This window comes from Micromonospora sp. NPDC049044 (genome assembly GCF_040649215.1).
Lineage (GTDB): Bacteria > Actinomycetota > Actinomycetes > Mycobacteriales > Micromonosporaceae > Micromonospora.
The window spans coordinates 88,201-110,658 of sequence record NZ_JBEZFA010000007.1 but is presented as its reverse complement, the minus strand read 5'-3'; the positions used below and the strand labels follow the sequence as shown (position 1 = coordinate 110,658).

The following is a 22,458-nucleotide window of genomic DNA, read 5'->3' as shown; positions in this document are numbered from 1 at the left end:
AGGGCGTGTCCTACCTCCGGTGGCGATGTGACAGCCCGGCCCGGCCGCGCAGGGTTTCGTCCACGCGCAGCGTGACCTGGTAGGACACCTCCGGCAGGTCGGCCAGCTCGATCCGTTCGCCACGCAGCGCCAGTTGGGCGTGCAGCTCCCGGGCGATGGCGTCGCGAATCGTCACGAGCAGGGGAGACAACCCGTCCGGGTCGCCGACGACGAAGGCGTCCGACATGGCCTCCACCCTGCCGCGCCTACCGCCGATCCGCCAGGAACGGTGAGATGTCCCCGCCAGACTTGACCCGACCCGGACGCACCCTCCGTTGGCGGCACCGTGGTCCTGGGAGTGCGGCGACCCGCAGTCCGAAGCGGCACTGGCGGCGGGTCGCCGCTCAGGACGCTCCGAGGAAGTCACGCAGCAGGGCGAGCATCTTGTCCGGGTGCTCCTCGTACAGCCAGTGCCCGCAGTCCTCGATCACCTCGCCACGGACCGTGTCGGCGTACCGGCGAACCTGCTCGGCGACCTGCCCACCGAGGCTGGCCGCCGCGCCGACGGCAAGCACCGGCATGGTCAGCTTCGTGGTCCGGTACGACGCGTTGTCCGCGATGTCCTGCTCGAACGCCCGGAAGTAGGCGAAGCTGGCCGGCAGGTGCGCCGGGTCGCGCAGGTGACCGGCGAACTCCTCGATGTCGGGCGCGGCGATGCTGCCCTTGCGCACCATCAGTGCGTCGGTGAACAGGTCGACCCAGAGTGACTCCCGCCCGCTCACCAACGCCTCCGGAAGCCCGTTGCCGAGGGTGAAGAAGCCGAAGTTCCACACCCCCGGCCCGGCCGAGGTGAGCGCGGGAAACGTGTAGATGCTCTCGTCGGGGATCGGCGCCTCGCTGAGCACCAGCCGACTCACCCGCTGTGGGTGGGCGGCGGCGTACGCGTACGCCACCATGGTGCCCAGGTCGTGCCCGACCAGCCGGAGGTCGCTGGTCAGGCCGAGTTGGTCGAGCAGGCCGTGCAGGTCGGCGGCGACGGTCTTCTTGTCGTACCCATCGGCCGGGGCGTCGCTGCCCCCGAAGCCGCGCAGGTCGGGTGCGACCACGTCGAAGGAGCGCCCCAGCTCCGGCAGCAGGTGCCGCCACATGTGCCAGCACTGCGGGTACCCGTGCAGCAGCACCAGTGGCGGGCCGTTGCCGCCCCGGACGTAGTTCAGGGTGATCTCACCGACCCGCGCCCGCTGCTCGGTGAACCCCGCCGGCACTCGCTCCGCACCCATCGCACCCCCCCATCCGCCGGTTGCCCGGCTACCCGCTCAACCGCCCGCCATGCTCGCGGGGCGCGGCCGTCATCGTTGATCCACCCGACTTCCGTGAAGTCGGGGCATCCAGGCCGCGGGACAGCGCGATTTCATGGGATCCGAGTCGACCTTGGCACCGTCCGGCCGAAGCTGGCGGTGCGGCAGGGTTGCCGCTCGCGTTACCCGGCGACGCTGAGCCGGGAGCAGCTCCGACCCGGGCCGTCGCGGGTGTCACAGCACCCGGCGTGGGTGGTGCGGGAGTCGGTACGGGAGACTGGGCGGCATGGCGGCTCGTGGCTTCCCGTACACCGATCTCAAGGACTTCCTCGCGGCGCTCGAGCGCGCGGGGGAGTTGCGCCGGGTCGACGTCCCGGTCGATCCCACCCTGGAGATCAGCGAGGTGGTCACCCGCACGGTGCGGGCCGGCGGCCCGGCGCTGCTCTTCGAGCGCCCGACCCGGGGCGAGATGCCGTTGGCGATCAACCTGTTCGGCACCGAGAAGCGGATGGCGATGGCGCTCGGCGTCGAGTCGCTCGACGAGATCGGCGCCCGGATCGGCGCGCTCGTCAAGCCGGAGTTGCCGGTCGGCTGGTCCGGCATCCGGGAGGGCCTTGGCAAGGTCATGCAGCTCAAGTCGGTGCCGCCGCGCAAGGTGAAGACCGCGCCCTGCCAGGAGGTCGTCTACCGGGGTGAGGACGTCGACCTGAACCGGCTGCCGGGGCTCCAGGTCTGGCCCGGCGACGGCGGGATCTTCCACAACTACGGGCTGACCCACACCAAGCACCCGGAGACCGGCAAACGCAACCTGGGCCTGTACCGACTCCAACAGCACGGCCGCAACACCCTGGGCATGCACTGGCAGATCCACAAGGACTCGACAGCCCACCACGCGGTCGCCGAGCGACTCGGGCAGCGCCTGCCGGTCGCGGTGGCGATCGGCTGCGACCCGGTCGTGTCGTACGCGGCAAGCGCCCCGCTGCCCGGTGACATCGACGAGTACCTGTTCGCCGGTTTCCTGCGCGGCGAACGGGTGGAGATGGTCGACTGCCTCACCGTGCCGTTGCAGGTGCCGGCGCACGCGCAGATCGTGCTTGAGGGCTACCTGGAGCCCGGTGAGCGGCTGCCCGAGGGTCCGTTTGGCGACCACACCGGCTACTACACCCCGGTCGAGCCGTTCCCGGTGCTGCACATCGAGGCGATGACCATGCAGCGCAAGCCGGTCTACCACTCGATCGTCACCTCGAAGCCGCCGCAGGAGGACCACGGTCTCGGCAAGGCCACCGAGCGGATCTTCCAGCCGCTGCTCAAGCTCATGATCCCGGACATCGTCGACTACGACCTGCCGGCCGCCGGTGTCTTCCACAACTGCGCGATCGTCTCGATCCGCAAGCGCTACCCGAAGCACGCGCAGAAGGTGATGAACGCGATCTGGGGTGCCCACCTGATGTCGCTGACCAAGCTGATCGTGATCGTCGACGAGGACTGCGACGTGCACGACTACAACGAGGTCGCCTTCCGGGCCTTCGGCAACGTCGACTACGCCCGCGACCTGCTGCTCACCGAGGGGCCGGTGGACCACCTCGACCACTCCTCGTACCAGCAGTTCTGGGGCGGTAAGGCGGGCGTCGACGCGACCCGCAAGCTGCCCACCGAGGGCTACACCCGCGGCTGGCCGGAGGAGATGACCATGGCCCCGGAGGTCGCGGCCCTTGTCGACAAGCGCTGGAAGGAGTACGGGATCTGATGGCCGTCCTCGACGCACCGGTGGAGAAGCCGGGCCGGGTCAAGTCCTTCCTCAAGCTCGTCGCCATCGAACACTCGGTGTTCGCGCTGCCGTTCGCGTACCTGTCGGCGCTGACCGCCATGCAGGTCAACGGCGGGCACGTGCGGTGGCTCGACCTGCTGCTGATCACCGTGGCGATGGTCGGCGCGCGGACGTTCGCGATGGCCGCCAACCGGATCCTCGATCGGCGGATCGACGCGCGGAACCCGCGTACCGCCGGCCGGGAACTGGTGACCGGGGCGGTGAGCGTGCGGACGGCCTGGACCGGCGCGGCCGTCGCGCTCGTGGTCTTCCTCGCCACGGCAGCCCTGCTCAACCCGCTCTGCCTGGTGCTCGCGCCGCTCGCCGTGGTGCCGCTCGTCGTCTACCCCTACGCCAAGCGGTTCACCAACTGGCCGCACGCCATTCTCGGGATCGCCCAGGCGGTCGGCCCGGTCGGCGCGTGGCTGGCGGTCACCGGCACCCTGGACGGCTCCGGGCCGGCCTGGCTGCTCGGTGCGGCCGTCGGGTTGTGGATCGGCGGCTTCGACCTGATCTACGCCTGCCAGGACTCCGAGATCGACAAGGAGATCGGCGTGCACAGCGTGCCCGCGCGCTACGGCCGGCGCTTCGCGCTGCACGCCTCCACCGCAGCGCACGTGGTGACCTTCGCGCTGTTCATCTGGTTCGGTGCGCTGATCGGCCTGGGCTGGCTCTGGTGGATCGGGCTCGCCCTCACCGCCGTGGCGTTCGGCTACCAGCACCTGGTGGTGACCCCGACCGACCTCAGCAAGGTCAACCGCGCGTTCTTCACGGCCAACGGCTTCGTCGGCATCGCGCTGTTCGTCTTCGCCCTGCTCGACCTGGTGATCCGGCTCGACCTACGCCCCTGAGGTCGGCTGGACGGTGGCGGCCGGATAACGGGCGCTCTCCACGGTCCAGTCGATGGTGCCGCGGACCGCGTACCCGACCCCGTCGAGATGGTCACTCACCGCCTCGTCGAGCGCCGGGCCGAACGACGGCACCGCGGCCCGCAGCGCGACGAAGCGCCGCATCGACTCCCGCCAGCGCCCAGCGGCCAACTCGACCGCCTCCGCCGACGACACGCCGAGCTCGCCCTCGATGGCCAGGACCAGGTTGTGCCCGCCCGCGGTGGCCCGGTCCCGATCCAGCGAGGCCAGGTCGTTGTACCAGGAGAGCAGGTCGTTGCCGACGTGGGCGATCTCGCGCAGCAGCGGGTGATGGTAGACCGGGTCGGGCACCTGTCGACCGTAAGCGAACTCCACAAGCGGGTACGACGCCTCCGCCGCCGACGTCGACCGCCGCAGTTCGACGTACTCGCTGACGCCGGGTCGGTGGCCGGTCTCCTTGTTGACCGCCTCCTGCCAGGTGCCGTCGAGGTGCCGGGCCACCGCGTTGGCGAAGCGCAGCCGCCACCGCGCCGGCATCCGCTGGTGCGGCTCCCGCCAGGCCAGCACCAGCAGTTGCCGCAGCGGACCGGTCAGCCCGGGGTGCGGTGATCGCGGCCCGTCGTGCAGCACCGCCAGCGTGCCGTCGCGCAGTGCCCGGATCTGCTCCGAGGTGAGTCGGTCCGGTCCGTCGCAGGCGTCGTCGACGAGGAAGAACCAGGTGAACAGGGCGGTCAGCACCCGCAGGTCGGCTTCGGTCGCCGCCGGGTAGAGCCGCCCGGCGTACCTGGCGAAGGCTCCCCGGGACAGCCGGTGCAGCGCGGTGTCGTCAAGCGGGAGGTCGAGCGTGGGCAGCAGGTCGAGCAGCCACTCCTGCACCTGGTCGGTGTGCGGTGCGAGCCGTGATGGGATCGGGCAGTCGGCTCGTAGCGCCCAGAGGATCTCGCCGGTTGTCACCCGATGCCTCCTGTGCGAGATGGGTCCGGTCCGAATCGCCAGCGGCAGCATGTCAGGTTGGCGGGACGCCCATGCACCCATCGGACATGTCGGACAGGCAATCTCGGGGGGTGCGTACCAGCGGGTTGGCTGGACCGGGCAGGCTGGGGGCATGCGGGAACCATGGGTGGTCGGGGTCTCGGGGGCCTCCGGCACGCCGTACGCGGCGGCCGTCATCGGCGGGCTGCTCGACGCGGGCGAGTCGGTGGACCTGATCGTGTCCCGGGCGGCCCGACTCACAGTGCTCGACGAGACCGGAAGACCGTTCCGCGACGGGCACTGGGCCGAGGACCTCGCCGGCTGGCTCGACCGGGACCTGACCGGAGCGGACGTGCGGTACTGGCCGGCCGGCGACCTGGCCGCCGGGCCCAGCAGCGGCTCCTACCGGGTACGCGGCATGGCAGTGGTCCCGGCCAGCACTGCGGCCTGCGCGGGCATCGCGATCGGGCTGTCCAAGGATCTGTTGCAGCGCGCCGCCGAGGTCAACCTCAAGGAACGGCGGCCGGTGGTGGTGGTCCCCCGGGAGACGCCGGTGACCCGCAGTCACCTGGAGCACCTGATCGCGCTGCACGACGCCGGAGCGGTGGTGTTGCCGGCCAGCCCCGGCTTCTACGGCGCGGGTGCGGCGGCCAGCGCGCAGCAGTTGGTCGACTTCGTGGCCGGCAAGGTGCTTGACGCGCTCGGCGTCCCGCACAGCCTGTTCCGGCGGTGGTCCGGCCAGCTCGGCGTGGCCCGGGGCTGAGCTGTCGGCTCAGCGCACGTGTTCGTGCTGCCCGACCCGATCCGGTCGAAGCGGGACGCGGACCGGACTGGCGTCCGGTCCGCGTGGCGTAGTCCGCACCAGTTCAGTACATGCCGGCGTTGGCCGGACCCGGCCCGGTGGATGCGGCCGGCCCCACGTTGCGTGGCTTACCGACCTCGTCCACTTCGTCCAGCATGCCCTCCCCCTCAAGCAGGGCTCGCACCTCGGATTCCCGAAACCGGCGATGCCCGCCTGGAGTCCGGATGCTTCCTATCCGGCCGGCCGCCGCCCATCTCGTCACAGTCTTCGGGTCCACCCGAAACAGCGCGGCGACCTCACCCGGTGTCAGCAGGCGATCTCCAGTGTCCACAGCCCCCTCCTCGCGTCGACGAAGCCCCTGGCTGAACACACTGCCCCCGGCTGGTGCGAGCCCAGAGCCGTCATGAGGGACGTATGGCAATTACAGCACCAGGGACCTGGCGTGTCCGCCAAACGCGAAAAATGCACTGAGTGGGAAGTTAGTAAATGGTACTGGTGCAACCCCTGCCTTGACTGTCGGTTCGTTAACAGTTACTCACTGTTTGGTCCAACGGATGCTGAAGGCGTCGCGTTACGCGTAACCGGCTAAGGTCACTCTCCGTGGACGCCATCGACCTGAGCCTCGTCGACCTGCTGCGCGGCAACGCCCGCCTGTCGTACGCCGAGTTGGCCCGGCAGGTGGGCCTCTCCGCCCCGGCCGTGCACGAGCGGGTCGGCAAGCTGGAGAACAGCGGTGTGGTCCGCGGCTACCGCGCCGACGTGGAGCCGGAGGCGATCGGGCTGGGCGTCACCGCGCTGATCGGCATCGTCGAGGACTCCGGCGCCGACAGCGACGACATGCTCGAGTCGCTGCGCGTACTGCCCGAGATCGAGTCCTGCTACTTCATGGCCGGGGTGGAGTCGTTCCTGCTGAAGGCGCGGGTCGGCACGATCGCCGAGTTGGAGCAGTTGATCGTGCGGTTGAACCGGACCCCCGGGGTCGCCTCCACCCGCACCGCCATCGCACTCTCCACCAAATGGGAGAACCGCCCCCAGCGGGTCGGGCCGAACCCGGCCTGACCGCCGCGTACCCCTGGTGTCACCGGATCGGCCGGCGGTAGCGTGCGCCGATGACCCCGCAGGGACGCCGAGTGGCCGTGGTGACCGGCGCGGCCGGCGGCCTGGGCCGCGCCATCGCCGCCGCGCTGCACGACGACGGCTGGTCGGTGCTGCTCACCGACCTTGACGCCAGGGCGGTGGGCGCCGCCGCGGCACCGCTCGGCGGGTGGTCGGCCGTCCTGGACGTCCGGGACGAGGCCGCCTGCGCCGACATCGCCGCGATCGCGGCCGGCCGGGGTGACCTCGCCCTCTGGGTCAACAACGCCGGCATCCTGAGCACCGGTCCGTCCTGGGAGCACGACGGCGCGACCCGCCGCCGGATGCTCGACGTCAACGCCCACGGCGCCATGAACGGCACGCTCGCCGCGCTGGCGATCATGCGCGGGCAGGGCCACGGCCACGTGCTCAACGTCGTCTCGCTGGCCGGGCTGGTCGCCGCGCCCGGCGAGACGGTGTACGCGGCGAGCAAGCACGCCCTGCTGGCGTTCAGCCTCGGCACCCTGGCCGACCTGCGGATGGCCGGGTACCGGCGGGTACACGTCTCCTGCCTCTGCCCGGACGGCATCTGGACCCCGATGCTGCACGACCGGCTGGACGACCCCGCAGCGGTGGCCTCGTTCACCGGGTCGATGCTCACCGCGCAACGGGTGGCCGCCCGTGCGGTCCGGTTGGCCCGCCGGCCCCGCCCGGTGGTCAGCCTGCCCCGCTGGCGGGGAGCGCAGGTGCGCCTGCTGGACGCACTGCCCCGACTGGCCGTCGCGCTCACCCCGCTGGTCCGGGCCGCCGGCCGGGCCGGCCAACGCCGGCAACGCCGCAGGACCGCGTCCCCGGACCGGCGCTGACCACCAGTGGCCTGCTTGCTACGTTTCCGAGCGTGACTCATCTCGACAGGTGTGACGAGGGCAGCCGGGCCTGGGTGACGGCGGCGATCGCCACCGTCGAGGCGGACGCGAACCGCTCGGCCGACACCCACCTGCTGCCGTTCCCCCTGCCTCGGTCCTGGGGGATCGACCTCTACCTCAAGGACGAGTCGTCGCACCCCACCGGCTCACTGAAGCACCGCCTGGCCCGCTCGCTGTTCCTCTACGGGCTGTGCAACGGCTGGATCGGGCCGAGTACCACTGTCGTCGAAGCGTCGTCGGGCTCCACGGCGGTGTCCGAGGCGTACTTCGCCCGGATGCTCGGGCTGCCGTTCATCGCGGTGATGCCTTCCTCCACCTCGCCCGAGAAGATCGCGCAGATCGAGTTCCAGGGCGGCCGGTGTCACCTGGTGGACGACCCGGCGACAGTGGTGGTCGAGGCGCGTTGGCTTGCCGAGGACTCCGGCGGGCACTTCATGGACCAGTTCACCTACGCCGAGCGGGCGACCGACTGGCGGGGCAACAACAACATCGCCGAGTCGATCTACGCGCAGTTGGAGTTGGAGCGGCACCCGATCCCCGCCTGGGTGGTGGTGGGTGCCGGCACCGGAGGCACCAGCGCGACAATCGGCCGGTACGCCCGGTACCGCCGGCTCGCCACCAAACTCTGCGTGGTCGACCCGGAGAACTCGGCGTTCTACCCGGCCTGGTTGGCCGCCGACTGGTCGGTCCGGACCGGGAAGGGTTCCCGGATCGAGGGGATCGGCCGCCCCACCGTGGAGGCGTCCTTCCTGCCCTCGGTGGTGGACCGGATGGTCCAGGTGCCGGACGCGGCGTCGCTTGCCGCGATGCGCACCGGATCGGCGCTGCTCGGGCGCCGCGTGGGCGGCTCCACCGGCACCAACCTGTGGGGTGCCTTCGGCCTGATCGCCACGATGCTCGCCGAGGGCCGGACCGGCTCGGTGGTCACCCTGATCTGCGACCCGGGTGACCGGTACGCCGACACCTACTACTCCGACGACTGGGTCGCCGCGCAGGGCCTCGACCTGACCCCGCACCTGGCCACGCTCGACAGGTTCCTGACCAGCGGCACCTGGCCCGGCTGAGCCGGTCGGCACCGTTCAGCGCGGGTCGATCCGCTCGGCCAGCCCGGGGTAGCGCACCACGTAACCGCTGTCGTCCAGGTCGATCTCGGCGGTGAAGGTGCCGCTGGCGAAACGCACCCGACCCGGCCCGAGCCCGGTGTAGATCTGCTCGGCCGACACCACCTCCAGGCCGGGCAGCAGCACCCACGCCACGGTGATCCGGTGGGCCAGGTCGGCCGGCTCGGCGGCCAACCCCAGCCGGTGGACCGGCAAAGTGTTGAACAGCGGCGAGCCGCTCAGGTCGACGTCGAACGCGTCGGCAAGCCGGTCCGGATCATCCGTGCCCGGCAGGCCGGCCCGAGGGTGCCCGGCGGCGACAAGCGCCGCGTCCAGGTCGCCCTGCTCGGCGGTGGTCACCCGCCACCGGTCCGTGGTCCGCTCCAGCGTCACCCGGCGCAGCCAGCCCAACCCTTCGGCCTCGACCTCGACCCGGGTGGTGGTCCAGTCCGGCGCGGTGGTCAGCTGGTAACGGGCGGTCCAGGGGATCGGGTCCACGGCGAGCATGGTGCCGCGGGCCGCCAACCCGCGGCCGTCGTCGAGCAGCACCTGCTCGCTGCCGGCGGTGTCCGTGCGGGACCAGAAGATCGACTTCGGCATGGTCGGCATGAGCCGGACGTTACGCGACCGCGCCGAACTCGGCAGGGCATGCGCGAACGCCGCCGCGGAGAAGGAACTCCGCGACGGCGTCCGGTGGAACAGTCAGATCAGTGGGTACGCGCCGGCGGTCGCCCGCCGAAACCACGCCGGTCGTCGCGCGGGCGATCGTCGCGGGGCCGGTCGTCACGGGGACGATCGTCGCGAACCCGGCTGTCCGGGCGGAAGCCACCCCGAGTGTCGCGGTCACCGAAGCGCCGCTCGCCGGTCGGCCGGTCACCGTACTGGCGGTCGCCCTGCGGACGGTCGCCGAAACGCCGCTCGCCGCTCGGCCGACCGTCCCGGTCGCCGAACTGCGGCCGGTCACCGAACCGGCGCTCACCCTGCGGGCGGTCACCGTAACCCCGGGTGTCCCGATCGGCGTACCGGCGCTCACCCTGCGGGCGGTCGCCGAAGCCTCGCTCACCGGCCGGGCGGTCGCCGTACCGCCGCTCGCCGGAAGGGCGGTCGCTGTGCTGCCGGTCGCCGTACCGTCGCTCGCCCTGCGGGCGGTCGCCGTACTGGCGGTCGCCCTGCGGTCGGTCCCCGTAACGTCGCTCGCCGGTCGGCCGGTCGCCGTACTGGCGGTCGCCCTGTGGACGGTCGCCGAAGCGCCGCTCACCGGTGGGCCGGTCGCCGTAGCGGCGCTCGCCGCCCGTGCGGTCGCCGAACCGGCGCGGGCCCCGGTCCCGGTCGTCGAAGCGACGGGGGCCGCCGGAGCGGTCCCCGAAGCCCCGGGGCTCCGCCTCGACGCGAACCGGGACGCCGCTGGGCTCGCGGGCGCCGACCAGCTCGGCCAGGGCCTGGTCGCCGACCCGCACCCGGGTCTCGGCCGGCGCGACGCCGGCCTTCTCCATCATCGCCAGCGTGGTGCGGCGCTGCTTGGGCAGCACCAGGGTGGCGACCGCGCCGGACTCGCCCGCCCGGGCCGTGCGCCCCGCGCGGTGCAGGTAGTCCTTGGGGTCCTTCGGCGGGTCGACGTGCAGCACCAGGGTGACGCCGTCGACGTGGATGCCCCGGGCCGCCACATCCGTGGCGACAAGCACGTTCATCCGGCCCTCACGGAACTCGGCAAGCGTCTTGGTGCGCATCCGCTGGGTCTTGCCGCCGTGCAGTCCACCGGCGCGCACGCCGACCGCCGCCAGTTGCTCGACCAGTCGGTCCACCCCGAGTTGGGTGCGGGCGAAGACCATCGTCCGGCCGTCGCGGGCGGCGATCGAAGCCGCCACCGGGAACTTCTCGTGCGGCGGAATCAACAGCATGTGGTGATCCATGGTGGACACCGACGCGGTCGACGGTGCCGTGGAGTGGGTCACCGGATCGGTCATGAAGCGCTTGACGAGCGCGTCGACGTCACCGTCGAGAGTGGCCGAGAAGAGCAGCCGCTGACCGTTCGCCGGGGTCTTCGACAGCAGGTCGGTCACCTCGGGCAGGAATCCCATGTCCGCCATCTGGTCGGCCTCGTCGAGCACCGTGACCTCGACGTCGTCGAGCTGGCAGATGCCCCGCTCGATCAGGTCGCCGAGCCGGCCGGGGGTGGCCACGATGATCTCCACGCCGCGGCGCAGCGCGTCGATCTGGCGGTCGTACGGGACGCCGCCGACGGCGGTCTTGAGGAAGATGCCCACGGACTTGCCGAGTGGCACCAGCGCGTCGTTGACCTGCATGGCCAGCTCGCGGGTGGGGACCAGGACCAGGGCGCGTGGACGCATCGGCCGGGCCCGGTTGCGGTTGGCCAGCCGGGCGATCATCGGCAGACCGAAGGCCAGCGTCTTGCCCGAGCCGGTCTGCCCGCGGCCCAGCACGTCACGGCCGGCCAGCGCGTCCGGAACGGTGGCCCGCTGGATCTCGAACGGGCTGGTGATGCCCTGCTGGGCCAGGGCGCGGACCAGTTGATCGGGCAGGCCGAGGGCGGCGAAGCTGATCGGATCGACGGTCGCCGTCGGCGCGGGCTCGGCCGCCTGGGCGACGCTCCCGGCAGGGGCGGTGCCGGCCTCGCCGGGGGCGGCGACGGGCTGCTCCCGGCCGGTGTCGGTCGTCGCAGCTGAGGTGGAAACGGACGTAACAGTGCTGGGGTCAGCAGAGGTGGTCAACAAAAGCCTTTCGAGCGGGGCGCATCTTCGCGATGGCCTGCCGCGGCTGTGCCGCCGGATCGCCCGCAAGATCGCCCAGGGGCGCACACCACGCGCGCCGGGTCAGTGATCTCAGCCAGTGTACGGCGATCTGGCGAAGCCGCCAGCCGGTTGCCGGACGGTAGTGGGCGGACTCACCATCGTCACCCTCAGGTGTTCACCCGTTGAGGACGCTGCCCACCAGACCGTCGAGCGCGTCACCGGCGAGGAGCACGACCATGATGCTGATCGCCACCAGCAGCCCCAGCGACGCCGCCAGAACGATCATCACCCGGGTGTTCCGGGATCGTTCGGCCGACGTGTCCGACCAGCCCTGGGCCAGGATGTGCCCGGTCAGCGACCCGGAATTCTCCACCGCGTTGGCAGGTATCGCGATGGTGGTGAAGCCCGGCCCATCGCCGCTGCCATAGACGGTGCCGGCCAGGTCGGAGCCGCCGTCGTGCCGACCTCCGCCGGCACCGGTAACGCCCGGAGTGGCAGAACCACCCGAAGGCCTGCCCGTCGACGTGGTCCCGCGCGGGCTCCCGCCGACATTCCCGGGCGTCCGCGCGGCGCCAGCGGCTCGGGTTGGATCGCCACTGTCATTCCCGGCCGATCGGGAGGTGCCGGTGGTGGACGGTGGCCACGTCGGCAGGGCGGGCGCGGGGATCACCGGCGGCGCGGAGACGGGCGTCCCGGCCCACCCGTCGTCGGCTGCCGTTCTTGCCGTCCCGGCGGTGGACGACCAGCCGGACGGCGGTGCGGAAGCCGCAGCGCTGGCCCGTAACCCGGGCGTGTCGATCATCGCCGGTGGCGGCGGGAACGGCGGTGCCGGCATCGGACCGGGCGGGCCGGGTGGCGCGGGCACCGGCGGGCCGGGTGGCGGCACGGGCGGGCTCGGGATGGGCGGTGCCGGCGGGCCCGGGATGGGCGGCATCGGCGAGGGCGGCGGGATGGGAGGACCCGGGACGGGCGGAACCGGACCGGGTGGCGGCGTCGGGCGGGGCCCGGGCGTCGGCATCGGGCCGGGCGGGTACGGCCCCGGGGTTGGCGCGGGCTCCGGCTCGGCTGGCGCCGGCTGGGTCGGCCCAGGGCCGGGTGGCGTGGGTGTCGGCTCCGGCTTCGGGGCCGCCGGCGGCCGGGCGGGCTCGGGTGCCTGTTCCGGGTCGGCTGGCTCGGGACGCGCCGGCCCGCCCCGGTATACGGCGGGCGTGCTGCCCCGCGTGTCCGGAGTGCCCAGGGCGCCGGGTGTGGCCCGACTGCTGCCGGGAACCGTGGCGCTGGCCCGGGCCGGCGCGGTCGAGTCTTTCCGCTGCGCCGGCAACGAGACATCCACGGAGCCGGGCGAGCCGGCGGAGTCGGCGGAACCGGTAGCGCGGTAGGTGGTTGCGCTCACCGGGGTGCTGGCCGGCAGGTCACTGCGCAGCGCTCCGGCGGTCGCGACGCTGGCGCGGGCCCGTACCGGGGCGGCGGCCGGGCCCGGGTGATCGTGGGTGGGGGCCGGCTGGCTGGCGTCGGGGCGGGTGACAAGCGGCTGGCCGGCGTCCGGGCCGGGCACGTCAGCGCCGACACTGCTGCTGTCCGGAGTGGGATCGGCGTCCACGGAGGCGTCGTCACCGCTGGCGGCGCCGTCGGAATCCGGGCCGGCGGCCGAGGCCGGGGACGCATCCGAGGCCGCCGGACCGGCGGCCGAGACCGGCTCTCCGTCCGAGGCCGGGCTGGCGTCCGAGGCCGGACCAGCGTCCGAGGACAGGCTGGCGTCCGAGGTCGGGCTGGCGTCCGAGGTCGCTGCTTTCGTGGCCGCCGGGTCCACGTTCGAGGCCGGGCCGGTGCCGGAGGTCGGGTCCGAGGCTGCGGGGGGCGCTGGGTCGGCCTCGGCGTCGGTCGGGCCGGCGGCACGGGCAGCTGCGGAGGCGTCGGTGGTGGACGCCGGGTCGACAGTGCCCGGCCCGGACGGGTCGGCTTGGACGACCACGGGGTCGACAGTCTCCGCCGGATCACTCTGCTCGGCCATCTCCGCCCTCCGCGCCATGCTCGCACCCGGACCCGAGATGTCGAGTCGGATGTGCCTGGTTGTCACGGTGCCACAGATCTTCCCGAGCGGACAGCCGGAGCCGGTCGTGGCGGATCAGCCAGTGGCGCTGGGACTGCCCGCCGAGCTGCGACTGCCCGTCACGCTCGTGCCGGCCTCCGGTGTGCTCGTCGGCGTCGTGCTGCCCGGCGCGCTGGTGGGAGGCGGGGGCGGCGTCGACGGCGTGTTGTCCGGGGTGGCTGTCGGGGTCGGCGAGTCGCTCTCGGTCGGCGTCGGCGTCGCACCGCCGGTGGGCGTCGGCGTCGTGCCGCCGGTGGGCGTCGGCGTGGCCGGCCCGGTCGGCGTCGTCGAGGGCGTCGGCTTCGTGGTCTGCGTCGGCTTGGGCGTCGGCGTCGGCTTCGGGGTGGGCTTGACGGTGGGCGGCGTGACCGGCGGGGTCGTCGGCACGGTCAGGACCGGTGCTGGCACCGCGCCGATCACCCGGGTCGCTGCGTACAACCGGGACCAGCTGACGACCGAGATCTTGACGACGTCGCCGGTGGTGGGCGCCTGCACCATCTTGCCGTTGCCGATGTACATGGCGACGTGGTGGATCGTCGTCCAACTGCTGCCGGAGGCGAAGAAGAGCAGGTCGCCGGGGAGCAGCGCGCTCTGCGGCACGGTCCGGCTCCGGGTGGCGGCGTACTGGTCGCGGGACACCCGTGGCAGGTCGAAGTAGTCGGCACCCCGGGACCGGTACGCCGCCCACATCAGGCCGGAGCAGTCGAACTCGTCCGGCCCCTCCTCGGACCACCTGTAATCGTCACCGAGCTGAGCGAGCGCGTACCGGACCGCCGCCATGGCCCGGGGGTGGGCGGCCATCCCGCTGATGTTCTGGTTGGTGACGTAGCCGGCGCCGTACTGCTGCTCGGCGGCCTCCTGCTGGCGCTCGATCTCGATCAGCTGGGCGGCGTTGTTGCGGCGCAGCGTGAGCAGGCTCGCCTCGGCCGCGCGGAGTGCCGTCTCGCCCGTGGTGAACTCCGTCTGGGCGGTGCTGAGCAGGTTCTTGGCTTCGGTGTGCTTCTGGTAGGCGGCCTGTTCATCGGCGCGGGCGCGGGCCAACGCCCCGGTCACCCCGGTGGTGCCGCCGTCGACCTTCTCGCCGCGGGTGATCTGTTGCAGGCGGCTCAGCCCACGCAGGTCCTGGGCGAACTCGCCGGGCGGCAGCGCGGCGTCTGCCTTGACGGCGTCCGCGGCGGCCGCGTCGGCGTCCTGCTGGGCCCGGAGCAGGGCGTCCTGCGTGGTCGCCAGCACCTTGCTGGCGGCGTCGAGCTGGGCCTGGGCGTCTGCGCGTTTCTGCCGACTCCTCAGCAGCGCCTCACCGAGCGTGCCGACCTGGGTTTCCGCGGCGTAGATCTGCGCGGCGAGCGGACCGGTGCCGATGCTGCCCACCGGTGGCGACGACGGGACGCCGCCGAAGGGCGGGGCGCCGGGCAGTTGGGGCGTGCCGATCGCCGGCGGGCGGGCGCCGATGTCCGGCACCGTCGTGGGCACTGCCGGGTCGGCGTACGCGGGGGTGGCCAGCACGGCGGCGGCGATCGCGCCGAGCAGGGCGGCCCAGAGCTTCGGGCGCAGGACCGGCGAGATCACCGGGCTCCGTCGTCGCTGCCGTCGCCCGCGCCCGCTGTAGACCATTCCGCTCCCCGTTCAACCGTTCGTCGCCGCGCTCGGTGGGCGCGGCCGCCGGGACGGTACCAGTGTGTGTGTTCCGCCCCACCTTGTTACTACCGCACCTCGCCACTCATGTCGATGCGTTGTCGGGTTACGGGAGGCTGAGAGTCTGGTGAAGTGGGTCGCTGTCGCCGACCGTGCCGCCGGCGTACTCGACCCCTCGACGTACGCTCGATCCGACCGCAGGTGGAAGGGACGTGCCATGGACGCCGGACTCAAGCGTGAGCTCGAAGCGAAGGTGTACGCCGGTGAGCGGCTGACCCGGGAGGACGGTGTCGCCCTCTACGAGAGTGACGACCTGACCTGGTTGGGGCGGCTGGCGCACCACAAGCGGACCGAGCTGAACGGTGAGCGGGTGATGTTCAACGTCAACCGGCACCTCAACCTGACCAACGTCTGCTCGGCGTCCTGTGCGTACTGCTCGTTCCAGCGCAAGCCGGGCGAGAAGGACGCGTACACGATGCGCATCGACGAGGCGGTCCGCAAGGCCAAGGAGATGGAGGACGAGCAGCTCACCGAGTTGCACATCGTCAACGGCCTGCACCCCACGCTGCCCTGGCGGTACTACCCCAAGGTGTTGCGTGAGCTGAAGTCGGCGCTGCCGAACGTCAAGCTCAAGTGCTTCACGGCGACCGAGGTGCAGTGGTTCGAGAAGATCAGCGGTCTGAGCGCCGACGAGATCCTCGACGAGCTGATGGACGCCGGTCTGGAGTCGCTGACCGGCGGTGGCGCGGAGATCTTCGACTGGGAGGTCCGGCAGCACATCGTCGACCATGCCTGCCACTGGGAGGACTGGTCGCGCATCCACGCCCTGGCGCACCGCAAGGGCATGAAGACCCCGGCAACCATGCTGTACGGCCACATCGAGGAGCCCCGGCACCGGGTCGACCACGTGCTGCGGCTGCGGGAGTTGCAGGACGAGACGGGTGGCTTCGCGGTCTTCATCCCGCTGCGTTACCAGCACGACTTCGTGGACTCGGCGGACGGCAAGATCCGTAACCGGATCCAGGCGCGCACCACGATGGCCTCGCCGGCCGAGTCGCTGAAGACGTTCGCCGTCTCCCGGCTGCTCTTCGACAACGTGCCGCACGTCAAGAACTTCTGGGTGATGCACGGGCTGTCGGTGGCCCAGCTCTCGCTGAACTTCGGTGTGGACGACCTGGACGGCTCGGTCGTCGAATACAAGATCACGCACGACGCCGACTCGTACGGCACCCCGAACACCATGCACCGCGAGGACCTGCTGCACCTGATCTGGGACGCTGGTTTCCAGCCGGTCGAGCGGGACACCCGCTACAACGTGGTACGCGAGTACGACAAGGCCCCGTCGCTGGCTGAGCGTCGCGCCCAGCCGCAGCAGGTCTGGGCCTGAGCCACCACGTACCCTCGCAGTCGATGACCGAGCAGAGTGGTTCCGAGCAGCAGGGCGGGTTTCCCCGCCGGGACGCCGAGGGGCGCGTTCGTACCCTTGGTGATCTGCTCGGGGTCTGCCTGGCCGGTCTGGTGATCGGTGCGCTGGCGTTGGTGCTGTTCGACTGGGCGTTCGCCTCGATCGGCGCCGGCGATTTCGGGCACACCAACGGCTGGTTGGCAGTGATCCTGCCGGCCTGGCTGTTCTGGGACGATTTTCGGGCCTGGTCGTTCGGCGCGGCCCGGGTGGTGGCGGCGGTGGTCGCCGCCGCCGTCGGGGTGTTCGTCGGGCTGCTGATCGCCGGTCTGGCCGCAGGCCTGCCGACGCTGCTCTCCGGGACGTTGGCGGCGGGGGCGTTCACCGTGGCGTACGCGATGATCTGGTTCCCGGGTGTCCGCTGGCTTACCCGCCGGACCGGCTGACCGGGGCCGCCCGTCGGGCGGATCGACTGTCCCGCCGGCACCGGTGGGCGACGGAGAGAACGGAGTGGTGCAGGTGAGCGCCGCGCTCAAGTACACGCTGGGCCGGATCGGGCTGTTCGTCGCCGTGCTGGCCGGTCTCTGGCTGATCGACATGAACGTGTTCCTGAAGCTGATGTTGGCGTTGGTCTTCTCCGCCGCGCTCTCCTTCTTCCTGCTGCGCGGCTGGCGCGACGAGATGGCTGGAGAGATGGCCGACGCCACCGAGCGCCGCCGGGCCGAAAAGGAACGCCTCCGCTCCGCCCTAGCCGGCGAAGACCAGCCCTCCACCCCGCCCAGCGCCCCCACCCCGCCCCCCAACCCCCAAAACCCCGACTCCCCGCGTTGATCATGAAGTTATTGCCACGACACGCCGAGTGAACGGGCAATAATTCATGATCGACGCAGCTGGGGGTGGGGGTGGGGTGGGGGTGTGGGTTACCAGGTGGTGGAGGTGGGGGTCTTGGGCCAGGGCTTCGAGGTGGGCTTGATCAGGTAGGCGATGCCGCCGGAGCCGCCGGAGGTGCCTCCGCTGGCGTTCGTGCGCTTGGTCCGCAGCCAGATCTGCTCGAACTGCGTGCGCTTGTAGACGTTGCGCACCACCTCGTTGCTCGACGAGGCGGGGTCGTTGACGATCACGTCGCCGTCGGCGGTGAAGCCGACCACCACGAAGAGGTGCCCGGAGGTGCCGTAGTTCGCCCCGTCCAGCTCGCTGGCGAGGAAGGACTGGCTGGTCACGACGGGAATGCCGGCGGCGATGAAACGCTCCAGATCGTCGAGTGAGTGCAGTCGGGTCACCCGACCCTCCAGTCCGGGGAAGCTCGCCGCGTACGCGGTGTTGAACGGCCAGTTGCCGGCCCCGTCGTACGCGTAGTCGAACGTCATCCGGGCGGCGTGGTTCACCGTCGGGTCGGGGTAGGTCGGGTCCACCCAGGAGGTGTCGGCCGCCGACGGTTTGCGACCCCAGTACTCGACCACCATCTCGGTGGAGGTGGGCGAGCACCACGCCTCGCCGCCGCCGTCGTACTCGGGGTAGTGCCCGGCGTGCACGTTCTGCGAGTAACGCGGCACCGGCAACTCGACGCCCCAGGCGATGTGCCCGGCGCTGGGCGGCACGGTGAAGCGATCCGGCACCGTCGAACTCATCGCGCCGACCATCCGGACCACCGGTGCGGCGGTCTGCCCGGGTGCCCGGTAGAGGGTCAGCCGCAGCTGGTACGACCGCAGCAGCACCCCGGCGTCGGCGTCGTCGATGCTGAAGGTGTCGGTCCAGATCGTCGACCAGGGGTCACCCTGCGGTTCGACGCTGGTCCGCTTGATGTCGGTGTCGCCGGACGCCCAGCGACCCATGACGTACCACGGGGTGCGGTCACCGCTCGTGTAGCCGCCCTGCATCTCCACCTGGATCCAGGTGCCGGCGGGGGTCTCCGCGTTCCATGACGCGATCAGTTCGGTGGCGTCGAAGCCGATCCGGGTCTCCGGTGAGGTCCAGGTGCCGTACTCCCAGGTGCGGGTGCTGCCGGTGTGGGGGTCGGTGTATTCGGTGGTGCCGGCCGGGCGGTCCAGGGTGAGTCCCGCCCGGGCGCCGGGCAGCACGCGGGTGCCGGCCCGGCTGCCCCGGTGCCAGTCGGCGGGCCCGGACCAGTCCTGGAAGGTGATCTGCTCGTCGTGGTCGGCGGTGGGTGGGCGGCCGGCCATCGCGGGCGCGGTGGTGGCGAGCAGGGTGAGCGCGGTGACGCCGGCGAGGGCGCCCGCGCGCAAGCGGGATCTGGCCATGAGTGCTCCGCGGGGGTCGAGAGGGGCATCGTCGCCTGTCAGCTTTCCGTTCGGAAGGAAGTTTCGCCAGACGTTGACGCATGGAAAATCATTGCCGCCACGATGATCCGCCTGGGATGGACCAAGCAACGATCAATGTTGATATGACCATGTGACGGATGGTGAAGTGTTCTTCACCGAGCGGGATCTCCCGCCCATCGAGGAGGTAGTCCATGGCCCTCCGCACGCCCATCCCCCTCCGCCGCGTCCTGGTGCTCGCCGTCGTCACCGGGCTGGGACTCGTCACCGTCGCCGCCGGGCCGGTCGCCGCCCGACCGGCACCCGACCGCAGCACCGAGCCGGTCGCCGCCGCCTACCGGGTGCTCGGGCCCCGCACCCTCGCCGACCGCAACGCGGTGGCCCGCACCGGCGCCGCCATCGACTACTCCGAACACGGCGTCCTGCACATCTCGGCCACCGCCGGTGAGGCCGCCGCGATCAGCAAGCTCGGCTTTCGGCTCGAACCCCTGGCGCCACCGCCCAACGCCGAGCGCGGCGCCGGCGAGATCGGCACCACGGCCTTCCCGCCCGCCGACTCCAACTACCACGACTACGCCGAACTGACGGCCGTCGTGAACCAGGTGGTCGCCGACCATCCGGCGATCGCCCGCAAGATCAGCATCGGTTCGTCGTACGAGGGCCGCGACCTGATGGCGGTGAAGATCTCCGACAACGTCGGCACCGACGAGAGCGAACCGGAGATCCTGTTCAACTCCCAGCAGCACGCCCGCGAGCACCTGACCGTCGAGATGGCGATCTACCTGCTCAACCTCTTCACCGACAGCTACGGCAACGACTCCCGGATCACAGGCATCGTCAACAGCCGGGAGATCTGGATCGTGCCGACGGTCAACCCGGACGGCAGCGAATACGACATCGCCACCGGCTCGTACCGGTCCTGGCGCAAGAACCGGCAGCCCAACAGCGGTTCGTCGAACGTCGGCACCGACCTGAACCGCAACTGGGGCTACAACTGGGGCTGCTGCGGCGGCTCGTCCGGCAGCACCTCGTCGGAGACCTACCGCGGCCCGTCGGCGTTCTCCGCCCCCGAGACGCAGGCACTGCGCAACTTCGTCAACGGCCGGGTGGTCAGCGGTGTGCAGCAGATCAAGGCGAACATCGACTTCCACACGTACTCGCAGTTGGTGCTCTGGCCGTACGGCTACACCACGGCGAACACCGCGACCGGGATGAGCGCCGACCAGTACAACACCTTCGCCACCATCGGTCAGCAGATGGCAGCCACCAACAGCTACACCCCGGAGCAGTCGAGCGACCTCTACATCACCGACGGGGACAGCCTCGACTGGATGTGGGCCACCCACAACATCTGGGCGTACACCTTCGAGATGTACCCCGGCTCGTCCGGTGGCGGCGGCTTCTACCCGCCGGACGAGGTGATCACTGCGCAGACCACCCGTAACCGCGAGGCCGTGCTGCTGCTCAGTGAGTACGCCGACTGCCCGTACCGGGCGATCGGCAAGCAGGCGCAGTACTGCGGCGGTGGTGGCGGCACCACTGTCTGGTCGGACACCTTCGAGACCGCCACCGGTTGGACCATCAACCCGTCCGGCACCGACACCGCCACCCTCGGCGCGTTCGAGAGGGGTGCCGCCCAGGCGACCACGTCCTCCGGTGCCAAGCAGCTCACCCCGTACGCCGGGTCCAACGACCTGGTCACCGGCCGGCTCGCCGGCTCGGCAGCCGGTGACTACGACCTCGACGGCGGCGTGACGAGCGCCCGGTCCCCGGCGGTGACCCTGCCCTCGTCCGGGACGCTCACCCTCTCCCTGGCCTGGTACCTGGCACACGGGTCGAACGCCTCGTCGGCGGACTACCTGCGGGTGAGCGTGGTGCACAACGGCGGCACCACAGCGCTGCTCACCCAGGCCGGCGCGGCGACCAACCGCAACGGCAGTTGGGCGGTGGCCAACCTCAACCTCAGCCCGTACGCCGGCCAGTCGGTCCGCATCCTCGTTGAGGCGGCGGACGCCTCCGGAGCCAGTCTCGTGGAGGCCGCTGTGGACAACGTCACCATCACGTCCTCCTGATCGGGTGGGGCCCCGTTCCGCCCCCGACGGGGCCCCACCACCCGCTCCCGAGCCCGCAGATCCGGGACATATGCCGCCCGGTGGCTGCCCGGGCCGATCGACAAGCGGCGATCAGAGCTTGATCGATCCGGCACGTCCTCGCGGTGCGCTACCGTCTTAGCGACCAGTCCGCAGCGAAGCCGGTGCGAAATCCGGCGCTGTCCCGCAACTGTGATGCCCCACCGTCGGTGGGGACGAGCCAGGTCGCCTGCGGACCGGTCGCGAAACGCGCTCTCGAGGAAGGGCGCCTCGTGGGCGGGCGTACGAAAGTCCCTGTCGGCGAAGCACCACACTCCTCGACCGACAGGAGGCCCCCATGTTCAGACGTACCCCTCGGCTCCTCGCCGCGACCCTCGCGGTCGCCGCGCTCGGCCTCGGCGCCTGCGCCGAGAAGGCCGACGACAAGCCCAGTGCCGGCACCGCGGCGGCCGCGTACCCGGTGACGGTCGGCGCGCTCACTCTCGACAAGCGCCCCGAGAAGATCGTCGTGCTGTCGCCGAGCGCCACCGAGATGCTCTTCGCGATCGGTGCCGGCCCGCAGGTGACCGCCGTCGACGACCAGTCGACCTATCCGGCCGACGCGCCGAAGACCGACCTCTCCGCCTTCCAGCCGAACGCCGAGGCGATCGCCGGTAAGAACCCGGACCTCGTGGTGCTCTCCGACGACCGCAACAAGATCGTCGACCAGCTCACCACGCTGAAGATCCCGGTCTACCGCACCCCGGCGGCGACCACCCTCGACGACTCGTACCAACAGATCGCCGAGCTGGGCACGCTTACCGGACACGCCGACCAGGCCACCGACGTGGTGACCCGGATGAAGGACGACATCGCCAAGCTGGTCAAGGACCTGCCACAGCGCGCCGAGAAGCTCACCTACTTCCACGAGCTGGGTCCCGAGCTGTACAGCGCGACAAGCAAGACCTTCATCGGCTCGCTCTACAGCCAGGCCGGCCTGACGAACATCGCCGACCCGGCCGACGCGGACGGCAAGAGCGCCGGCTACCCGCAGTTGTCCCAGGAGTTCATCGTCAAGGCCGACCCGGACTTCGTCTTCCTGGCCGACGCCAGGTGCTGCCAGCAGAACGCCGACACGGTCAAGGCCCGCAGCGGCTGGGCCGGCCTCACCGCCGTCAAGAACAACCAGGTGGTCGCGCTTGACGACGACATCGCCTCCCGGTGGGGTCCGCGCGTCGTGGACCTGCTCCGGGTGATCATCGACGCGGTCGCCAAGGTGCCCGCGTGAGCGTCGCGGCCAAGTGAGCGGATCACGACAGGTGTCCGAACCGGTACCAACCGCTCGGCCGGCCGGGACCCCACCGGCGGGCACGCCCACTGCAACGCCGACGGTTGGGGTGCCCGGTCGAG

20 protein-coding genes and 1 riboswitch are annotated in these 22,458 nt (G+C 71.4%); of the genes, 11 read left to right on the top strand and 9 right to left on the bottom strand.

What is annotated here, in order from left to right:
* Positions 1–10: 10 nt before the first annotated feature.
* Positions 11–226, bottom strand: a complete 216-nt coding sequence (locus tag AB0B85_RS07770) for a hypothetical protein (protein ID WP_357404706.1) — start codon at positions 224–226, stop codon at positions 11–13.
* A 157-nt stretch (positions 227–383) separates the two neighbouring features.
* The gene (locus tag AB0B85_RS07765; protein ID WP_357404704.1) at positions 384–1,259 is read right to left on the bottom strand and encodes an alpha/beta hydrolase; all 876 of its coding nucleotides are present in this window, start codon (positions 1,257–1,259) and stop codon (positions 384–386) included.
* Between the two features lie 304 nt (positions 1,260–1,563).
* Between AB0B85_RS07765 and AB0B85_RS07760 the strand changes: the two genes are divergently transcribed.
* Positions 1,564–3,024, top strand: a complete 1,461-nt coding sequence (locus tag AB0B85_RS07760) for a menaquinone biosynthesis decarboxylase (protein WP_357404702.1) — start codon at positions 1,564–1,566, stop codon at positions 3,022–3,024.
* Positions 3,024–3,935, top strand: a complete 912-nt coding sequence (mqnP, locus tag AB0B85_RS07755; protein ID WP_357404700.1) for a menaquinone biosynthesis prenyltransferase MqnP — start codon at positions 3,024–3,026, stop codon at positions 3,933–3,935. Before AB0B85_RS07760 ends, mqnP begins: the two co-directional genes overlap by 1 nt.
* Here mqnP and AB0B85_RS07750 read toward each other — a convergent pair.
* On the bottom strand, positions 3,924–4,907 hold the full coding sequence (locus tag AB0B85_RS07750) for a terpene synthase family protein (RefSeq protein ID WP_357404698.1): 984 nt from the start codon (positions 4,905–4,907) through the stop codon (positions 3,924–3,926). The genes mqnP and AB0B85_RS07750 overlap by 12 nt on opposite strands.
* A 151-nt stretch (positions 4,908–5,058) precedes the next feature.
* Between AB0B85_RS07750 and AB0B85_RS07745 the strand changes: the two genes are divergently transcribed.
* A complete protein-coding gene (locus AB0B85_RS07745; RefSeq protein ID WP_357404696.1) occupies positions 5,059–5,688 on the top strand; it encodes a UbiX family flavin prenyltransferase in 630 nt (209 codons plus the stop codon).
* Positions 5,689–5,791: 103 nt separating this feature from the next.
* On the opposite strand, the gene AB0B85_RS07740 is transcribed toward AB0B85_RS07745, so the two are convergent.
* Entirely contained in the window at positions 5,792–6,058 is a 267-nt protein-coding gene (locus tag AB0B85_RS07740; RefSeq protein ID WP_007454516.1) for a BldC family transcriptional regulator, read from the bottom strand.
* A gap of 269 nt (positions 6,059–6,327) precedes the next feature.
* Between AB0B85_RS07740 and AB0B85_RS07735 the strand changes: the two genes are divergently transcribed.
* The 3 genes from AB0B85_RS07735 to AB0B85_RS07725 are packed head-to-tail and all read left to right on the top strand — an operon-like array spanning position 6,328 to position 8,791.
* Positions 6,328–6,786 carry an Lrp/AsnC family transcriptional regulator gene (locus tag AB0B85_RS07735; protein WP_357404694.1) on the top strand — a complete coding sequence of 153 codons (459 nt, stop codon included), beginning with the start codon at positions 6,328–6,330 and terminating at the stop codon, positions 6,784–6,786.
* A gap of 50 nt (positions 6,787–6,836) precedes the next feature.
* On the top strand, positions 6,837–7,667 hold the full coding sequence (locus AB0B85_RS07730) for an SDR family oxidoreductase (protein ID WP_357404692.1): 831 nt from the start codon (positions 6,837–6,839) through the stop codon (positions 7,665–7,667).
* 32 nt (positions 7,668–7,699) lie between these two features.
* Complete coding sequence (locus AB0B85_RS07725) at positions 7,700–8,791, top strand: PLP-dependent cysteine synthase family protein (RefSeq protein ID WP_357404690.1); 1,092 nt, start codon at positions 7,700–7,702, stop codon at positions 8,789–8,791.
* A 15-nt stretch (positions 8,792–8,806) separates the two neighbouring features.
* Here the strand turns inward: AB0B85_RS07725 and AB0B85_RS07720 are convergent, their stop codons facing one another.
* From AB0B85_RS07720 to AB0B85_RS07705, 4 genes are all read right to left on the bottom strand, one after another.
* Positions 8,807–9,427, bottom strand: a complete 621-nt coding sequence (locus AB0B85_RS07720; RefSeq protein ID WP_357404925.1) for a putative glycolipid-binding domain-containing protein — start codon at positions 9,425–9,427, stop codon at positions 8,807–8,809.
* A 107-nt stretch (positions 9,428–9,534) separates the two neighbouring features.
* The gene (locus AB0B85_RS07715) at positions 9,535–11,388 is read right to left on the bottom strand and encodes a DEAD/DEAH box helicase (protein ID WP_357404923.1); all 1,854 of its coding nucleotides are present in this window, start codon (positions 11,386–11,388) and stop codon (positions 9,535–9,537) included.
* A gap of 364 nt (positions 11,389–11,752) precedes the next feature.
* Positions 11,753–13,606, bottom strand: a complete 1,854-nt coding sequence (locus tag AB0B85_RS07710) for a hypothetical protein (RefSeq protein ID WP_357404688.1) — start codon at positions 13,604–13,606, stop codon at positions 11,753–11,755.
* Positions 13,607–13,702: 96 nt separating this feature from the next.
* Complete coding sequence (locus AB0B85_RS07705) at positions 13,703–15,280, bottom strand: NlpC/P60 family protein (RefSeq protein ID WP_357404686.1); 1,578 nt, start codon at positions 15,278–15,280, stop codon at positions 13,703–13,705.
* A 238-nt stretch (positions 15,281–15,518) separates the two neighbouring features.
* Between AB0B85_RS07705 and mqnE the strand changes: the two genes are divergently transcribed.
* The 3 genes from mqnE to AB0B85_RS07690 all read left to right on the top strand — a co-directional run bounded on the left by mqnE (position 15,519) and on the right by AB0B85_RS07690 (position 17,534).
* Positions 15,519–16,688: an aminofutalosine synthase MqnE gene (gene mqnE / locus AB0B85_RS07700; RefSeq protein ID WP_357404684.1), complete on the top strand. Its 1,170-nt coding sequence runs from the start codon at positions 15,519–15,521 to the stop codon at positions 16,686–16,688.
* Between the two features lie 23 nt (positions 16,689–16,711).
* Complete coding sequence (locus AB0B85_RS07695) at positions 16,712–17,149, top strand: hypothetical protein (RefSeq protein ID WP_357404682.1); 438 nt, start codon at positions 16,712–16,714, stop codon at positions 17,147–17,149.
* Positions 17,150–17,222: 73 nt separating this feature from the next.
* Positions 17,223–17,534, top strand: a complete 312-nt coding sequence (locus AB0B85_RS07690) for a DUF4229 domain-containing protein (RefSeq protein ID WP_357404680.1) — start codon at positions 17,223–17,225, stop codon at positions 17,532–17,534.
* A gap of 89 nt (positions 17,535–17,623) precedes the next feature.
* On the opposite strand, the gene AB0B85_RS07685 is transcribed toward AB0B85_RS07690, so the two are convergent.
* Entirely contained in the window at positions 17,624–18,961 is a 1,338-nt protein-coding gene (locus tag AB0B85_RS07685; protein ID WP_357404678.1) for a C39 family peptidase, read from the bottom strand.
* A 212-nt stretch (positions 18,962–19,173) separates the two neighbouring features.
* On the opposite strand from AB0B85_RS07685, the gene AB0B85_RS07680 reads away from it, so the two are divergent.
* Both AB0B85_RS07680 and AB0B85_RS07675 read left to right on the top strand, forming a co-directional pair.
* On the top strand, positions 19,174–21,051 hold the full coding sequence (locus tag AB0B85_RS07680; protein WP_357404676.1) for a M14 family metallopeptidase: 1,878 nt from the start codon (positions 19,174–19,176) through the stop codon (positions 21,049–21,051).
* A 178-nt stretch (positions 21,052–21,229) separates the two neighbouring features.
* A riboswitch (cobalamin riboswitch) is annotated at positions 21,230–21,294 on the top strand.
* A 112-nt stretch (positions 21,295–21,406) separates the two neighbouring features.
* The gene (locus AB0B85_RS07675; protein ID WP_357404674.1) at positions 21,407–22,336 is read left to right on the top strand and encodes an ABC transporter substrate-binding protein; all 930 of its coding nucleotides are present in this window, start codon (positions 21,407–21,409) and stop codon (positions 22,334–22,336) included.
* The last annotated feature ends 122 nt before the right edge of the window (positions 22,337–22,458 follow it).

Bases quoted from the DNA above. Each gene is read 5' to 3' on its own strand.
- AB0B85_RS07770 (WP_357404706.1), bottom strand. From the start codon at position 226: ATGTCGGACGCCTTCGTCGTCGGCGACCCGGACGGGTTGTCTCCCCTG.
- AB0B85_RS07765 (WP_357404704.1), bottom strand. From the start codon at position 1,259: ATGGGTGCGGAGCGAGTGCCGGCGGGGTTCACCGAGCAGCGGGCGCGG.
- AB0B85_RS07760 (WP_357404702.1), top strand. From the start codon at position 1,564: ATGGCGGCTCGTGGCTTCCCGTACACCGATCTCAAGGACTTCCTCGCG.
- mqnP (WP_357404700.1), top strand. From the start codon at position 3,024: ATGGCCGTCCTCGACGCACCGGTGGAGAAGCCGGGCCGGGTCAAGTCC.
- AB0B85_RS07745 (WP_357404696.1), top strand. From the start codon at position 5,059: ATGCGGGAACCATGGGTGGTCGGGGTCTCGGGGGCCTCCGGCACGCCG.
- AB0B85_RS07730 (WP_357404692.1), top strand. From the start codon at position 6,837: ATGACCCCGCAGGGACGCCGAGTGGCCGTGGTGACCGGCGCGGCCGGC.
- AB0B85_RS07720 (WP_357404925.1), bottom strand. From the start codon at position 9,427: ATGCCGAAGTCGATCTTCTGGTCCCGCACGGACACCGCCGGCAGCGAG.
- AB0B85_RS07710 (WP_357404688.1), bottom strand. From the start codon at position 13,606: ATGGCGCGGAGGGCGGAGATGGCCGAGCAGAGTGATCCGGCGGAGACT.
- AB0B85_RS07705 (WP_357404686.1), bottom strand. From the start codon at position 15,280: ATGGTCTACAGCGGGCGCGGGCGACGGCAGCGACGACGGAGCCCGGTG.
- mqnE (WP_357404684.1), top strand. From the start codon at position 15,519: ATGGACGCCGGACTCAAGCGTGAGCTCGAAGCGAAGGTGTACGCCGGT.
- AB0B85_RS07695 (WP_357404682.1), top strand. From the start codon at position 16,712: ATGACCGAGCAGAGTGGTTCCGAGCAGCAGGGCGGGTTTCCCCGCCGG.
- AB0B85_RS07685 (WP_357404678.1), bottom strand. From the start codon at position 18,961: ATGGCCAGATCCCGCTTGCGCGCGGGCGCCCTCGCCGGCGTCACCGCG.
- AB0B85_RS07680 (WP_357404676.1), top strand. From the start codon at position 19,174: ATGGCCCTCCGCACGCCCATCCCCCTCCGCCGCGTCCTGGTGCTCGCC.
- AB0B85_RS07675 (WP_357404674.1), top strand. From the start codon at position 21,407: ATGTTCAGACGTACCCCTCGGCTCCTCGCCGCGACCCTCGCGGTCGCC.